Annotated in this window: 15 protein-coding genes; 5 read left to right on the top strand and 10 right to left on the bottom strand. The window is 54.1% G+C overall.

Annotated features, from left to right (window positions below; all coding sequences use genetic code 11):
• Positions 1-6 precede the first annotated feature (6 nt).
• Positions 7-1,167 (bottom strand): acyl-CoA dehydrogenase family protein, encoded by a 1,161-nt coding sequence (locus tag FAP39_RS14985; RefSeq protein ID WP_138017196.1) that lies wholly within the window; start codon positions 1,165-1,167, stop codon positions 7-9.
• Positions 1,168-1,223: 56 nt separating this feature from the next.
• On the opposite strand from FAP39_RS14985, the gene FAP39_RS14980 reads away from it, so the two are divergent.
• On the top strand, positions 1,224-2,183 hold the full coding sequence (locus tag FAP39_RS14980; protein WP_425471439.1) for a GlxA family transcriptional regulator: 960 nt from the start codon (positions 1,224-1,226) through the stop codon (positions 2,181-2,183).
• A gap of 47 nt (positions 2,184-2,230) precedes the next feature.
• On the opposite strand, the gene FAP39_RS14975 is transcribed toward FAP39_RS14980, so the two are convergent.
• Entirely contained in the window at positions 2,231-2,986 is a 756-nt protein-coding gene (locus FAP39_RS14975; protein WP_138017195.1) for a class II aldolase and adducin N-terminal domain-containing protein, read from the bottom strand.
• Between the two features lie 171 nt (positions 2,987-3,157).
• On the opposite strand from FAP39_RS14975, the gene ade reads away from it, so the two are divergent.
• The 3 genes from ade (at position 3,158) to FAP39_RS14960 (ending at position 6,863) form a co-directional block, all read left to right on the top strand.
• Positions 3,158-4,966 (top strand): adenine deaminase, encoded by a 1,809-nt coding sequence (gene ade, locus FAP39_RS14970; protein WP_138017194.1) that lies wholly within the window; start codon positions 3,158-3,160, stop codon positions 4,964-4,966.
• Complete coding sequence (locus FAP39_RS14965; RefSeq protein ID WP_138017193.1) at positions 4,963-6,444, top strand: AMP nucleosidase; 1,482 nt, start codon at positions 4,963-4,965, stop codon at positions 6,442-6,444. Before ade ends, FAP39_RS14965 begins: the two co-directional genes overlap by 4 nt.
• Before the next feature lie 131 nt (positions 6,445-6,575).
• Positions 6,576-6,863, top strand: a complete 288-nt coding sequence (locus FAP39_RS14960) for an HU family DNA-binding protein (RefSeq protein WP_138017192.1) — start codon at positions 6,576-6,578, stop codon at positions 6,861-6,863.
• A 65-nt stretch (positions 6,864-6,928) separates the two neighbouring features.
• On the opposite strand, the gene msrA is transcribed toward FAP39_RS14960, so the two are convergent.
• The 5 genes from msrA to FAP39_RS14935 form a co-directional block, all read right to left on the bottom strand.
• Entirely contained in the window at positions 6,929-7,429 is a 501-nt protein-coding gene (msrA, locus tag FAP39_RS14955; protein WP_138017191.1) for a peptide-methionine (S)-S-oxide reductase MsrA, read from the bottom strand.
• The gene (msrB, locus tag FAP39_RS14950) at positions 7,426-7,875 is read right to left on the bottom strand and encodes a peptide-methionine (R)-S-oxide reductase MsrB (protein ID WP_138017190.1); all 450 of its coding nucleotides are present in this window, start codon (positions 7,873-7,875) and stop codon (positions 7,426-7,428) included. Before msrB ends, msrA begins: the two co-directional genes overlap by 4 nt.
• Before the next feature lie 165 nt (positions 7,876-8,040).
• Positions 8,041-8,457, bottom strand: a complete 417-nt coding sequence (locus tag FAP39_RS14945; protein ID WP_138017189.1) for a thioredoxin family protein — start codon at positions 8,455-8,457, stop codon at positions 8,041-8,043.
• A gap of 15 nt (positions 8,458-8,472) precedes the next feature.
• Complete coding sequence (locus FAP39_RS14940; RefSeq protein ID WP_138017188.1) at positions 8,473-9,186, bottom strand: cytochrome c biogenesis CcdA family protein; 714 nt, start codon at positions 9,184-9,186, stop codon at positions 8,473-8,475.
• 57 nt (positions 9,187-9,243) lie between these two features.
• A complete protein-coding gene (locus FAP39_RS14935) occupies positions 9,244-10,119 on the bottom strand; it encodes a DMT family transporter (RefSeq protein WP_138017187.1) in 876 nt (291 codons plus the stop codon).
• A gap of 338 nt (positions 10,120-10,457) precedes the next feature.
• Between FAP39_RS14935 and FAP39_RS14930 the strand changes: the two genes are divergently transcribed.
• Positions 10,458-12,017 (top strand): DUF427 domain-containing protein, encoded by a 1,560-nt coding sequence (locus FAP39_RS14930; protein WP_138017186.1) that lies wholly within the window; start codon positions 10,458-10,460, stop codon positions 12,015-12,017.
• Here FAP39_RS14930 and FAP39_RS14925 read toward each other — a convergent pair whose 3' ends face one another.
• Genes FAP39_RS14925 through thiB form a run of 3 tightly spaced genes read right to left on the bottom strand, consistent with a single transcriptional unit; the run spans position 12,018 to position 15,203 of the window.
• Positions 12,018-12,710 (bottom strand): thiamine ABC transporter ATP-binding protein, encoded by a 693-nt coding sequence (locus tag FAP39_RS14925; protein WP_138017208.1) that lies wholly within the window; start codon positions 12,708-12,710, stop codon positions 12,018-12,020.
• Positions 12,697-14,250: a thiamine/thiamine pyrophosphate ABC transporter permease ThiP gene (locus tag FAP39_RS14920; RefSeq protein WP_138017185.1), complete on the bottom strand. Its 1,554-nt coding sequence runs from the start codon at positions 14,248-14,250 to the stop codon at positions 12,697-12,699. The genes FAP39_RS14925 and FAP39_RS14920 overlap by 14 nt, the downstream gene beginning before the upstream one ends.
• On the bottom strand, positions 14,226-15,203 hold the full coding sequence (gene thiB, locus FAP39_RS14915) for a thiamine ABC transporter substrate binding subunit (RefSeq protein ID WP_138017184.1): 978 nt from the start codon (positions 15,201-15,203) through the stop codon (positions 14,226-14,228). Before thiB ends, FAP39_RS14920 begins: the two co-directional genes overlap by 25 nt.
• Positions 15,204-15,206: the final 3 nt, after the last annotated feature.

The following is a 15,206-nucleotide window of genomic DNA, read 5'->3' as shown; positions in this document are numbered from 1 at the left end:
AGAAGGTTATGCGCCCAACGGACGCAATAGATCCCTGCTGATGATGTGTCGTTGTATTTCTGACGTGCCATCCCAAATACGCTCGACACGCGCATCGCGCCAAAACCGCTCCAGTGGATAGTCGTCCATTAGCCCCATACCGCCGTGCAGTTGAATGGCGGCATCCGTGACCCGCGCCAGCATTTCAGACGCATAGAGTTTGGCAGAGGCGATTTCCCGATTGGCTGGCAAACCGCGATCAAGCCGCTCTGCCGCCGCAAGCGTCAGCAAGTCAGCGGCGTCAATTTCGGTGATCATATCAGCCAGCTGGAAACTCACCCCCTGAAACTTGCCAATGGGCTGACCGAATTGCTCTCGCTGGGCGGCATACTCAAGCGCATAATCAAACGCACGTCTCGCGCGCCCCACACACATGGTGGCCACAGTGATCCGTGTCGCATACAACCATTCATTCATAACTGCGAAACCACCATCGACCTCGCCCAACACCTGCGCGTCGGGCAAGCGGCAGTCGTCGAATTCAAGAACCATGTTCTTGTAACCACGATGGCTGACTGATTTATATCCATCCCGAATTGTGAACCCAGGCGTACCCCGATCGACCAAAAAGGTCGTAATCCGCTTTTTGGGGCCTCGGGGTGTCATGTCTTCGCCCGTTGCCACAAACACAATCACAAAATCCGCATGCTCTGCACCGGAAATAAAGTGCTTAGTGCCATTCAGAACCCAATCGCCTCCGTCTCGCACAGCAGAACACTTCATTCCGCGCACATCTGACCCTGCACCCGGCTCGGTCATGGCTAAAGCATCCATGCGCTCGCCCCGCACCGCTGGGAAAAGATAGCGCTCTTTTTGCTCGCCTTCACAGGCCATCAAGATGTTCTGTGGTCGTCCAAAAAAGTGGTTCAACGCCATAGAGCCGCGCCCCAATTCACGTTCCACCAATGCAAACTCCAGATGGCTTAGCCCTGCCCCACCGACCTCTTCCGGGAAGTTGCAGGCATAAAACCCAAGCTCGAGTGTCTTTTGCTTGATACGGTCAGCAATCTCGGCGGGAACTTCGCCCGTGCGCTCGACCAGATCCTCGTGAGGATAAATTTCGTTTTCGACAAAGCTACGCACAGTCGAGACAATCATGTCTTGTTCATCGGTCAAACCAAACTGCATCGGGGATCTCCGTTGATGGTACAGCCCAAGCCTGAACGGTCTTGAAGTCCCACATCGTGCAGTATTATCCTTTTTACATGCACAATTGGTCAATTCAATCCGCTGCTCCGCAGCATTTCGGGGTTCTCTTGTTCGAGGGCTTTTCTAATCATTGCCTTGCAAACACCATCGAGCCCCTGCGCGCCGCAAACATGATCTCGGGAAAGCCCCTGTATGAATGGAAGTTTCTATCGCTTGACCGACACCCCGTTACATCATCAAGCGGGCTTCAAGTGACGCCGCACGCCACGCTCGCTACGGCCTCGGGCGGTCCACTTATCGTGATGCCGTCGTATGGGTTTTTGAATCATGGCGGTTGGCGTACATTGGCCGCCCTAAGATCAGCGGCCAAACGGTTTTCACCTCTTGTTGGGATGGATACGGGCAGTTGGCTTTTGGCAGAAGCGGGGCTGTTGGACCAATATCAAGCAACAATTCACTGGGAAGAACTTACCAACTTTGCCGAAAGGTTCCCCGAAGTAGACGCCCAGCGCGAACGATTTATCGAAGACAGGGATCGGATCACTTGCTCGGGCGCAATGGCGGCGTTTGATCTTATCCTACATCTGATTGCCCGCGATCGTGGTCAAGCTTTGGCTCTTGAAGTTGCCCAACTGTTCATGACACGCGATTCCGCCCGAAGCCACGCTCGTGGTGCCAGCCCAAAAAGCCGCGTGGTAAATCGAGCACTCGCAGTGATGCAGGAACACCTAGAGGAACCTTTGACCATCAAAGACGTCGCCAGCCGTGTCGGACGCACCCAAAAATCTCTGGAATCCCGCATGCTCGCCGATCTCGGCGCCACGCCACAAAAGGTATATGGGCGCCTGCGCCTAAATCTTGCCCGTAAACTCGTATCCGAAACGGATATTCCGGTATCGGAAATTGCTCTCAGGTGTGGATACCTTAACCCAAGCGCAATGACCCGAGCCTTCAAATCGGAGTTTGGCGCCACACCTCGCGAACTACGCCAATAGGCGATGCGGGCCCCTGATAAATGGGCGTCAAAGGCGAAATACAGTCTCTAACTTGCGTAATTTGAACCTTCTTCATCAAGGATGGCTTTTAGCTCGTTGAGATGGCGGATATCTTGTTCGGGATATTGCTCAAGCTCGCGCGCTGTTTTCTCAGCGATTTCATCTGACAGCACCCGCAGCGGCTGGCCGGTTTGCAACGCGCGAATATAGGTTTCAGCGGCACGTTCGAAATAGTAGAGGCGATTAAATGTTTCTGCGACGGTATCGCCAATAATCATAATCCCGTGGTTCCCCATAATCATGGTTTTGACCTTGGGGTCCGTCAAAAGCGCGGCACAACGCGCGCCTTCATCTTCGAACGCAAGACCGCCGTAATGGTCATCAATGACATACCGATTATAAAAGGTCGCCGAATTTTGGTCGATCGGAGGCAGATTGCTGTCCGCTAGAGATGCAAGAACGGTCGCATGTACCGAGTGTACGTGCATCGCACATCTGGCATGCGCACAATGACGATGAATGCCGCCATGCAACCCCCATGCGGTCGGATCAGGGGCATCAGGCCCCTCGAGCGTTTCAGGATCATCAGCGTCCACCACGATCAGATCACTCGCCTTAACGCGTGCAAAGTGCATCTGATTTGGGTTCATCAGGAATTTGGTGCCGCTGTCATTAATCGACAGGCTGAAATGGTTTGCCACACCTTCGTGCAAATTCAAACGTGCTGTCCAGCGAAATGCCGCGGCCAAATCCACACGCTCCTGCCAAAAATCCATATTCGGGCGATGTTCGGTTGCACTCATATTGACACCTCTCTGTTTTGCGCCACCGTGCATGATCACGAAAATGATTGCCAACAAATTCAACCACCCGCCGACACGGGGCGCCATTTCAATAATTGGGCGTGATCCAGATCAAGAAAGCTTCATATTGGCAGAGCTTGATCACCGTCTATTGGCGTGCCAACGTGAGCCATGGAGCAAACCAATATCAAAACTTGGGCCGAATGCGCCCCCCGCCTTGTCGCAGTTGCCGCCGGACGTGCGCCTGCGGATCGCGTAATCCAGAATGGCCAATGGGTGAACGTGCACACCCGCGAGATTCTGCCAAATCATGATATCGCAATCGCCAGCGGTAGAATCGCCTTTGTGGGGCCTGACGCGAGCCACTGTATCGGTCCTGAAACCGACGTGACCCAAGCAGATGGCAGATTTATGATTCCCGGACTGTGCGATGCGCATATGCACATCGAATCTGGCATGCTGACTCCGGCAGAGTTCGCCAGAGCCGTCATTCCGCACGGCACAACATCCATGTTCACGGATCCACATGAGATCGCCAATGTGCTTGGCCTTCACGGCGTGCGCATGATGCATGACGAAGCCTTGATGCAGCCCATCAATATCTTCACCCAAATGCCATCCTGCGCGCCATCGGCACCTGGGTTGGAAACCACCGGATACGAGATTTCGCCCAACGATGTCGCCGAGGCCATGCATTGGCCCGGAATTATCGGGTTGGGAGAGATGATGAATTTCCCGGGCGTGATCAACGCAGACCCCAAAATGCTTGCCGAAATTGCCGCAACACAAGCCGCCGGGAAAACAGTTGGTGGACATTACGCAAGCCCTGATCTTGGGCCAAACTTTGCGGCCTATGTGGCGGGTGGCCCAGCCGATGACCATGAAGGCACCTGCGAAGCCGACGCCATCGCCCGCGTGCGCCAAGGTATGCGGTCGATGATGCGATTGGGCAGTGCTTGGTATGATGTGGAAACCCAAATCACCGCCGTCACCGAAAAAGGGCTTGATCCAAGAAACTTTATTCTGTGCACCGACGATTGCCATTCTGGCACATTGGTCAACGATGGCCATATGAACCGCGTCGTGCGGCACGCCATTTCTTGCGGATGTGATCCGGTTGTTGCGTTGCAAATGGCAACACTCAACACAGCCACCCATTTCGGCCTAGAGCGAGAATTAGGCTCTATTACACCCGGAAGACGCGCAGATATCATTTTGACCAGCGATCTAACGGCGCTCCCGATCGAGCACGTGATCGCGCGCGGCATGACTGTTGCAATAGACGGTAAGGGGCTTGTTGACTGTCCGCACTATGACTGGCCCGATGCGGCACGAAATACGGTCCACCTTGGCCGCCACCTAGGCGCGTCTGATTTTATCATCAAAGCACCCGCTGGAGCCAATACGGTGCAGGCAAATGTCATCGGTGTCATCGAAAACCAAGCCCCTACAAAAGCGCTGACGGCGACCCTTCCCGTTGAAAACGGCATCGTTGAGGGCGATCTGAAAACTGACACCTGCCAAATTGCTCTGGTGGAGCGACACCGCGCTACGGGTGGGGTGACAAATGCCTTTGTGTCTGGCTTTGGCTATGTCGGCGATATGGCGATGGCAAGCACCGTTGCCCACGACAGTCATCATATGATTGTGGTGGGCACCTCACGCGAGAACATGGCACTGGCGGCCAATCGTCTGGGCGACGTCGGCGGCGGGGTCGTGGTCTTCAAAGATGGTGAGGAACTCGCACTTGTCGAGCTGCCAATCGCCGGGCTCATGTCTGACCGCCCAGCCACCGAGGTTGCCGAGAAAGCGCAAGCCATGATGAACGCCATGCAGGACTGTGGCTGTTCGTTAAACAACGCCTATATGCAGCATTCCCTCTTGGCGCTTGTGGTGATTCCAGAACTGCGTATTTCTGATCTTGGTTTGGTCGACGTCCGAAGCTTTGAAAAAATTGATCTGCTGAAGGGCACCACATGACTCCGCACCCTACAATTCCAATTCTGACGCCGGACGTCCCTGCAGCAGAGGCCTTTAGTGACCCCAAAGCCGCCGTGGCGCGCTTGCAAGACCTGTATGATATAGCAACCCAGTTCCTGTGTGACAGTTTTCGCAATGTCCTGAAACACGGACCGGACCAACAACGGTTTCGTGCTTATTACCCTGAAATCAGAATTACCACGACCAGCTTTGCGCACGTCGATAGCCGACTAAGCTTTGGCCACGTGGCCGAACCCGGCACGCATGTTGCAACCATCACCCGCCCTGAATTATTTCAAAGCTATCTTGAACAGCAAATCGATCTATTGATCTGCAACCACGGCGTGCCCGTGGTCATTGGCCCTTCAACGACGCCCATTCCGGTGCACTTCGCCGTCTCTTCAGAATCCTCGCTGACGGTTCCACAAGAAGGCGCGGCCAGCTTCATCCTAAGAGATGTCTTTGACGTGCCTGTCCTGTCCACCACCAACGATGACATCGTGAACGGAACCTTTGAACAAGCCGAAGACGGCACCGGGCCCCTCTCGCCGTTCACGGCACAGCGCATTGACTATTCTCTCGCACGGCTCAGTCATTATACGGCCACAGACCCGAGCCACTTTCAGAACCACGTCTTGTTCACCAATTATCAGTTCTACGTGTCAGAATTCGAAGCCTTTGCCAGAACGCAACTGGCAGACCCCAACAGCGGATATTCCAGTTTTGTGAGCACCGGAAACGTCGAGATTACTTCGGCGGACACGCCAATTTCACCTGTTGATAAACAGCCGCAAATGCCGACCTATCATCTTAAGCGCAAAGATGGGTCCGGCATAACTTTGGTTAACATCGGCGTCGGGCCATCCAATGCCAAAACGGCCACAGATCACATTGCGGTTTTGCGCCCGCATGCGTGGATCATGGTTGGTCATTGCGCGGGCTTGCGCAACTCGCAATCTTTGGGGGATTTTGTGCTGGCGCATGCCTACCTTAGAGAAGACCATGTATTGGATGACGACCTACCGGTCTGGGTTCCGATCCCTGCTTTGGCCGAAGTCCAAATTGCCCTCGAGCAAGCAGTGGCTGATGTCACCGAACTTCGCGGATATGATCTTAAGCGTGTGATGCGCACGGGAACTGTGGCAACCATCGACAACCGCAACTGGGAACTGCGCGATCAGTCTGGGCCGGTTCAGCGCCTGTCCCAGTCCAGAGCGATTGGATTGGACATGGAAAGCGCGACCATCGCTGCGAACGGATTCCGCTTCCGTGTCCCATACGGCACCTTGCTATGTGTTTCTGACAAACCCCTACACGGGGAACTCAAGCTTCCTGGAATGGCGTCTGATTTTTACAAAACTCAAGTGTCACGCCACCTGATGATCGGTATAAGAGCTATGGAAGCTTTGCGCGAAATGCCGCTGGAAAGGCTGCATTCTCGGAAATTGCGCAGCTTTGACGAAACGGCATTTCTCTAATTGGTCAAAAAATCGGTGGAAAACCCTAAAAAATTGGGTTTTCACCACCACTATTCGTTGTGTTCAACCACCATATCCCGTTAAATGCCCGCCATGAGGCCCAATACTCGGGCATACTAAGGAGACCTAAAATGGCAAAACCGATGACCAAAACACAACTCGTTGCCGCTCTGGCCGAGGACATGGGTACAGATAAGAAATCCGCTGGTGCAGCTCTGGAAGCTGTATGTGCGCTGATCACTCGCGAAGTTTCAGCTGGCGGCGCCGTTACGCTTCCAGGCGTAGGCAAAATCTATTGCCGTGAGCGCCCCGAGCGTATGGTGCGCAACCCTGCCACTGGCGAACAGATCAAAAAAGAAGCAGACAAGGTCGTCAAAATGACCATTGCCAAAGCGCTTAAAGACAGCGTCAACGGCTGATCTTCTTCAGATCACGAGACACGTAAAGGGTCGCCGCGAGGCGGCCCTTTTTCTTTGCGTATGACTTAGGCACCCCGTCTTGGAAGAACCCAATCCGGACGTGCGAAATGGCATGTATATCCATCTGGCTGGCGCTCTAGATAATCTTGATGCTCAGTCTCGGCTTCCCAAAAACTTCCAACGGGTTCAACTTCGGTAACCACTTTTCCAGGCCAAAGCCCCGATGCATCCACATCAGCGATTGTGTCAATCGCCTCGCGTTTTTGCGCATCATCCACATAATAAATCGCAGACCGATAAGACATCCCCAGATCATTCCCTTGCCGGTCTTTGGTAGTGGGATCATGAATCTGGAAAAAAAACTCTAGGATTGCCCGAAAGCTGGTTTGTTCAGGATCAAAAATTATCTCGATCCCCTCAGCATGCGTGCCATGATTGCGATAGGTGGCGTTTTCGACATCCCCCCCCGTATAGCCCACACGAGTGGCGACAACGCCTTTTTGCTTGCGGATCAAATCCTGCATGCCCCAGAAACATCCTCCTGCCAGCACTGCGCGTTCGGTCATGTCACATCCTCCACTTGGTCCAGATATTCACCGTATCCTTCGGCATCCATATCGTCACGATGAATGAACCTCAGGCTCGCGGAATTGATACAGTACCGTAAGCCACCCCGATCCTGCGGCCCATCAGGAAAGACGTGCCCAAGATGGCTGTCCCCAAAAGTGCTGCGCACTTCGGTGCGCACCATACCAAGAGACGAATCCACGAGCTCTGCGACATGCTTGGGTTCAATTGGCTTGGTGAAACTTGGCCAGCCACATCCCGATTCATATTTGTCTGAACTCGCGAACAAGGGTTCGCCCGATACAACATCAACATACAGGCCAGGTTCCTTATTGCTCAATAGAGCCCCTGTGCCAGGGCGTTCCGTGCCACTTTGCTGTGTCACCCGAAACTGTTCCTCGGTGAGCATCGCAACTGCGTCAGGGTTCTTGGAATATTTCGTCATGCGTGATCTCCGGTTTCCAACGTACTGGCATTAGATGGCGTCGCTCTCGCGAATTCAAAGCTATATTTCAGCCAACTGGCAAGACTGTGAAGTCAGCGGTCATCGGAAACGCCAAACCACACAAGATTTTCTTGAACCATCGAGACCTGCCCGAACCCGCAACATTTACGCTTGCGCAGCTGCGAGCGCGGCATCCATCAAGGCTTTGATCTCTTTTTTGGATGTCCCTGCCACAATACGGCCTATTTCCTGATCCCCCTTGAGCGCAACCAGCGTCGAACGGCGTGGAATGTTCAGAGCCCGTGTCAGATCGGCCTTGGCGTAATCATCCCAATCAACATTCACAAAGACGATATTCTTTTCATACTCGGGATTTGCCTCGTTGAGGGTGTTGATCACCCGCTCTTGGGCTTTGCAGGTTGTGCACCAGCTGGCCTTGAAATCCAGAAACACAGTGTCGCCCGCCGCCAGGTGCTTTTTCACCAATCCTGGGGTGTAATCCGTTGCGGCAAGCGAAACATGGGGCACCGTTGCTGCCAAGCAAACAGCGCCGGATCGCAATACAAAATCTCTACGGTTCATTTCATTTTCCTTTCTTCAAAGAGAAACAGAGAGGTCAAGAAGCCAATTGGGCATTACATCAATAAGCCACGCCTCAATTATGTGATGGATATTAAAAAACAGAACCAATCCGACGACGATGAACACAGCCCCCATGATCGGGCGCGCAGACACCGCAATGCGGCGCATCAAGGCTTGGCGACGTTGCAACGCAGATCGTGCGCCATACCCAAGTGCCAGAATAACGGTCGAGACGCCCAGCGCAAAAAACACCATAATGGCCCCTGCCCAGAGAACGCTTTTGCCTTGGCTTGCCAATCCTATGGCGCCGCCCAACGTGGGACCAACGCAGGGGCTCCAGACCGCGCCAAGCAACATACCACCCAGAAACTGACCGCGCAGCGTGGATCTATCCACTTGATCAAGCCCCGTATCCGCACGTGCGGCTACTCCCGCGGTTGCTGTCGAAAAGGCTGCTGAAAACTTGGGGACAAGCAATACCAACCCGAATGCGATCATCAAAACCGCACTTGCCGAGGTAATATCCCCCTCTGTCAGCCCCAGAGAACGCCCAAACAAGGTCACACCAAGACCCAAAATTACGAACGAGAGACTCATCCCCGCCGCCAAGACCACAGGGCCATATCTGCTCGCCTGCAACGCCGTCGCCAACACAATTGGCAGCACCGGCAATACGCAAGGATTGATCAGGGTCAGCAGACCCGCACCATATGCAAACAAGAGTTCCATACAGTTTACCTGACGAAAAATTCGGCGGATGTCAGTTAAAACAATGCTGACGCGTTATCACTTGACCGTGTTGGATTGTTTCGAAAGCTGCACTGCCAAAATACCCACGGTGATGATCGCAACGCCGATAATGTCCATCCGACCCAGCTTTTCGCCCAATAGCACAGCCGCAATCGCCACCCCGAAGAACGGATTTAGGAAATGAAACGTGGCCGCGCGCACGGCACCTATGCGGCTGACCAATTTGAACCATATCCACGTTGCCAAGAGCCCGGGCGCAAGAATGGTATAAGTCAGCGCCGTGATCATTCGTGGGTTCCAGTTGAATTCCCATGTTTCAAAAATCATGGATGCCACAAACAGAACTGCGGCACCGACAAACATCTGCAATCCAACAATCATCAGTACATTTCCGCCAGCCGTTGCACCGCGCATCATCAATGTCGCGATGGTCAACGCCATGGCCCCCAGAACGCACAACCCAATTCCAAATGGATCCACACCGGCACCGATCCGTGAACTCATAATCACAATGACCCCACCGAACCCCAACACCAGCCCAGCCAACGCCATCGGTGTCAGTTTTTCCCGCAAGACAACCCACCCAGAGAACGCCACCATCAGAGGCATTGTTGACGCGATAATAGACGCGACAGAGGCCTCAATTGTGGTCATCGCCATGAAGTTGAACCCAAGGTAAATCGCGTTTTGACACAAACCAAAAACCAAGGTGGCGCGCCATTGATCACGTGTCAGATGCCATGTTTGCCCAAGCGCCCGCGCGATAATCACGCCGATGATACCTGCGATCGTAAATCGAATGGCTGAAATGGCGAACGGTGGCGCATCTGCTACGATAATTCGGGCTGAAGTAAACGCCGAGGACCAAATCAGAGCAAAGCTCAGCCCCATTGCAATCGCGCGTAAATCCATGTGCCACTCCTGCAGGGCGAGGGAATATTCAATCGGTCTAGCAGTAAGTTCAAGACCAACACAATGGGGCAGCGCAACTGCACATGTTTGTGATGTCCGGTGCGGTCAAGAGGTGAACGTGCTAGAGTTATATTCCTATACACATTTGCTCCGTTCAGGTTTGTCAGCGGCATGCGCCGAACGTTTGCGCAAGCATCTCCTCAAGAAACCTCGACGGGCGGTCAATACCTCTGCTTGGATACGGTCACACAAACATGATGAATTGCCCCTGACGTTCCCTTGCAAAGATCATGCGCGCCCTCATCTAGAGGCAGAACACTGCGAACAGGAAAAACAAAATGACGGCTTTGGCGCAGAACATATCTCAAGACTACGCGATCGATATTGCGCCTCTTGACGGAATCGTGCGCGCATGGCGCGGCAAGACGTTGCTGGCAGAAAGTTCACAGGCCAAAGTGATGTATGAAACTCGCCTGCCGCCAGCAGTCTATTTTCCAGTTTCAGATGTGCGCGCGCCGCTGTCGGAGCAAACACCTCTCCAGACATTTTGCCCCTTCAAAGGCTCTGCCAGCTATCGCGACCTAAACGTGGATGGTGAAACCTACGAAAACGCGGTCTGGAGTTATGAGACACCGCTTCCCGAAAGTCAGGGCATCGCAGGTCACATAGGGTTTATGCCAAATGAGCACACGCTTATCGAACTCGGGGAAAACACGCTGGAAACCAGTCAAAACGGCCATATTTGCGGCCCACTTGTTGATTGGCTTTTGCGAGAGGCGTGGAAGTGCGGAACACCTGAAGAACTGACAATCGCCTTGTCCAACAAGATGCTGGAAAATGGGATCGCCGTATCGCGGCTGAGCGTAATGATCTGGTCTTTGCACCCCATGATCGCCGGTCGACATTATATTTGGAACAAAGGCAAAGACGAATTGGACACCTTTGCGCCGTCTTATGAGATTCACGCGCATCCGGCGTTTATCGACAGCCCCCTTAATCACGTCTCGCGCGGGCTTGGCGGGATACGTCAAAAAATTGGAAGCGGAGACGAACAGAATCGTTTCGCAATTATTGATGACCTCAAAGAACAGGGGGCCACGGACTATGTCGCCATGCCCCTTCAGTTTTCTGACGGGCGATACAATGTTCTCACTCTAAGCTGTGATCATCCTGATGGCTTCACGACGCCCAACTTGGGCCTGATTTTTGAGTGTAGCGCGATCATCAGCCGCCTGTTTGAGGTTTTCAACCAGCGTGAAAACGCCCAAGGGCTGTTGGAGACATATGTGGGTAAGCGCACTGGCGCACGTGTATTGGGCGGCGAGATACGCCGCGGTGACGGTGACGAAATCGACGCCGCAATCATGTTTTGTGACCTGCGAGGCTCAAGCCGACTTGTCGAGGAGTTGGGGCAAACCGCCTATATCGAAATGCTCAACGGCTTTTTGGAAACCGCAACCGATGCCGTCCATGAACACGGTGGCGAGGTTCTAAAGTTTATTGGCGATGCCATCTTGGCCGTTTTCCCTGCAGACGGTGACCCAGCACGCGCAAAACGCGAGTCCTTGGCCGCCGCAAAAGACATTGTCGCACGTCTCGACCAGCCAGAAAGCACGTCCACCCCTTGCGATTGCGCAATCGGCATCGCGTATGGACGGGTCACATACGGAAATATCGGATCCCGCGAACGGTTGGACTTCACGGTGATCGGTCGCGCCGCAAACGTGGCTGCACGCTTGGGCGATTATGGAAAAGGCGTAAACCACAGAATTGTGGTTCCAACAGATTTTGCATCTGAGGATTGTGTAACGGTCGCGCTCGGGGATGTCGCGCTTCGCAATGTCAAAGGCGACGTAAACTGTGTTGCGATTTATGCCAAAGACGCAGCAGCGGCCTGATTACCCCAAATACGCTTGCAATGCTGGCGGCGGATTATCGAGCAAGGTTGCAGTCGGCTGGGGCCCATGCGCCACCCCGTCAGCCACGAGAATCGTCTGATCGGTGATACGGCGTGCATCTGCGGGATCGTGGCTCACCATCATGAGCGTCGCGCCATTTTCAAGCGCCAGTTCGGATACAAGATCAAGCATCTCCGCCTTGAGCGCGGGCCCAAGCGCTGCAAACGGCTCGTCCAACAAAATCAAAGGCCGGTCCTGAACAAGAATACGTGCCAACGCGACCCGGCTTTGCTGCCCTCCAGACAGAGCCGCGGGTTTGCGCGTGGCAAACTCCGCCAATCCAACACGATCCAACGCACCAAACACCTTGGCTTTCTGGTCTGCGCTCAGCCGCAAGTCAGGCGTTACCCCCAGCCCAACATTTTGGGTCACATCAAGATGTGGAAACAGGTTATTGTCCTGAAACAGCATCGCAATTGGGCGCGCGCCTGGTGTCGCATGGGTGATGTCATCCCCTCTAAACAATACCCGCCCGCTCATGGTCTGCACAAACCCGGCAATCATGCCAAGCAACGTCGATTTACCAGCACCAGATGGCCCCAATACAGCCGTACGCGCACCTTCTTGCAGGGAAAAATCAGCACTGAGATCAAAGTCGCCTTGCTGCACCCGCAATTTCTCAAGTGTGAGCATCACTGCGCCCTCCTTTGTCACATATCCAGAACGCCCCAAAGCTTAGCACTAACAACAACAGTCCAGCGCCCGACGCAGCCTGCATTTGATAGCTGCCCATAAGGCGATACATTTGTAGAGGTAAGGTCGCGTGCTCGGGATCGGCAAACAACGCAATCACGCCCAAATCTCCCATCGACAAAGCCGCCGTTAAACCCGCCGCGAACCCCAAGGGTCCGCGAATTCTGGGAACAAGCACCACACGAAGCCACGACCACCCCGTCAACCCCAACGATGCGCTCAGAGGTCCATAAGATTGGACCACATCCCGAACAGGTCCAACCAAAACCCGCAATCCAAACGGTAGCGCCATAACCGCATTCACCAAGGCGGTCACCGGAAATGCCAACGCAAACGGATCTGCGATCGGATAGATGATCAAGAACAAGCCGGTGCCGATAACCAGTGGCGACGCCGCGATGCCAAGTAACCCGACAACCTCAAACCACTGATGGCGCCCAGCCGCAGCCACTGCAATTGGCACGGCCAACAAGATCAGCAAAACCGTTGATCCGAGAGAAACCAAAATCGAAATACCAGCGGCAGCCCAGACTTGCGACGGCATCGCGAGCACCCCCGCCAGCCCGTCCCAAACAACCATCGACAGCGGCCCCAGCAAAAACAGAGACGCCATGACGATAGACACTGAATCGAGACTAATACTGGCCAATCCGGCCCCATCCCACCGTGCGATTGGTCGATCGAGGCCCCGCCCGAACCCCTCTTTGGTAGAGACACGAAGCGCCACGAACGCAGCCGACCCCACCAGCACCATTTGCACGCACGACAACAAGGCAGCCCGCCCCAAATCAAAATCAAAGCGAAATGCCTGATAGATTGCCAGCTCAACGGTTGTGGCTTTAGGGCCACCGCCCAACGTCAGGGCCACGGCAAAACTTGAAAGACAAATCGCAAAAATCACAGCACTCGCAAGCGGAACCGCCCGCGCCAGCATCGGGCGCTCGATGATACGCCATATGTCCCGCGGTCCAAATCCCAACTGTGCGGCAAGCCGAAACCGTTCAGATGGCACCGTTTGCCAGCCTTGCAAGATAAGACGGGTCGCCAAAGGCAGGTTAAAAAACACATGTGCCAAAACAACACCGTGCAGCCCATATATCTGGACCTCGGGCAGGCCCAACCAAGCCAAGCCACCATTCAAAACACCCTTGCGCCCAAAGACAGCCAACAACCCCAGCACGGCAACCACAACTGGTAGGATAAAGGGCGCCCCAAGCAGCGCCACCAATATGCGTCGACCAAAAAAATGGCGGCGGGCGAGTGCGCGCGCCACAGGTATCGCCAGTGCAACACTGAACAAGGTCGATAATATGGCCTGCCAAACGGTAAATCGAATTGCCGCCCAATCTGATGGGCTCAGACCCCGGCCTTGTTCTGCGCGCAAGGCAACAGCCAAGAGCGTTCCAAGAACGATGACCGCAACCACAGTTGCGGCCATCGCCCCTGGCCAAGCTTTTATTGTGACAGGGCGTCCAGCCATTCCGCCAAGGCCTCATCTCTCAAGCCGCCAACTTTGTCGGCAGAAATTAGCAGTGCCTTGTCCGGGATCACCAGTGTCTCAAACCCATTTGGCCAACCAGTGGCCGGTTTGATTGCTGGATACATCCAGTTTGTTGTTGGAATAATCGACTGAAACGCATCCGACACCATAAAGTTCAGAAACTGATCGGCCAGCGCATCTTGGTCGGTATTGGCCAATTTTCCTGCAACTTCGATCTGCATATAGTGACCTTCTTCGAACTTCGCCGCATCTTTGCTGGCGTCGCTTTCGGCAATCAGATGATACGCAGGAGACGTGGTATAGCTGAGCACCATGTCAGCTTCGCCTTCAAGGAACATGCCATAAGCCTCAGACCAGCCTTTGGTGACAGTCACAATATTGTCTGACAAACCTTCCCAAACGGATTTGGCCTCGTCGCCATACGCGGCTTTGACCCACATCAACAAACCCAAACCGGGTGTCGAAGACCGGGGGTCCTGAATCACAATCTTGAGATCAGAGTCCCCCAGCGCTTTGAAATTTGTGGGGGCACTTAAATCAACATTTTTGACAAAGGCAAAAAAGCCCCAGTCATATGGCACGAACTGCGCATCGTTCCAACCAATCGGAAACCCATATTCAGCCGAGACCGTGTGGTCCGCAAACAATCCTGTCTGCCTAGCAGCTTCCGTCAGGTTGGTATCAAGACCCAGAACGATATCAGCATCAGAACGGGCCCCCTCGAGCTTGATCCGCGCCAAGAGCGCGGCACCATCTCCGGCGCCAACGAACTTGAGCTCGCAATCACATGTCTCTTCAAAGGCGGCTTTGACTTTCGGGCCGGGGCCCCAGTCAGATACGAAACTGTCATACGTATAAACAGTGAGAACGGGCGTTTCCGCCACCGCTGCGGTGGCTGCAAACAGTCCCGCTGCAATCGTGAGATACTTCATGGT

Origin of the sequence: Shimia litoralis (assembly GCF_005518135.1) — a bacterium.
GTDB lineage: Bacteria > Pseudomonadota > Alphaproteobacteria > Rhodobacterales > Rhodobacteraceae > Shimia_E > Shimia_E litoralis.
The sequence above is the reverse complement of the archived record's forward strand: the minus strand, read 5'-3'. Positions and strand labels throughout refer to the sequence as shown.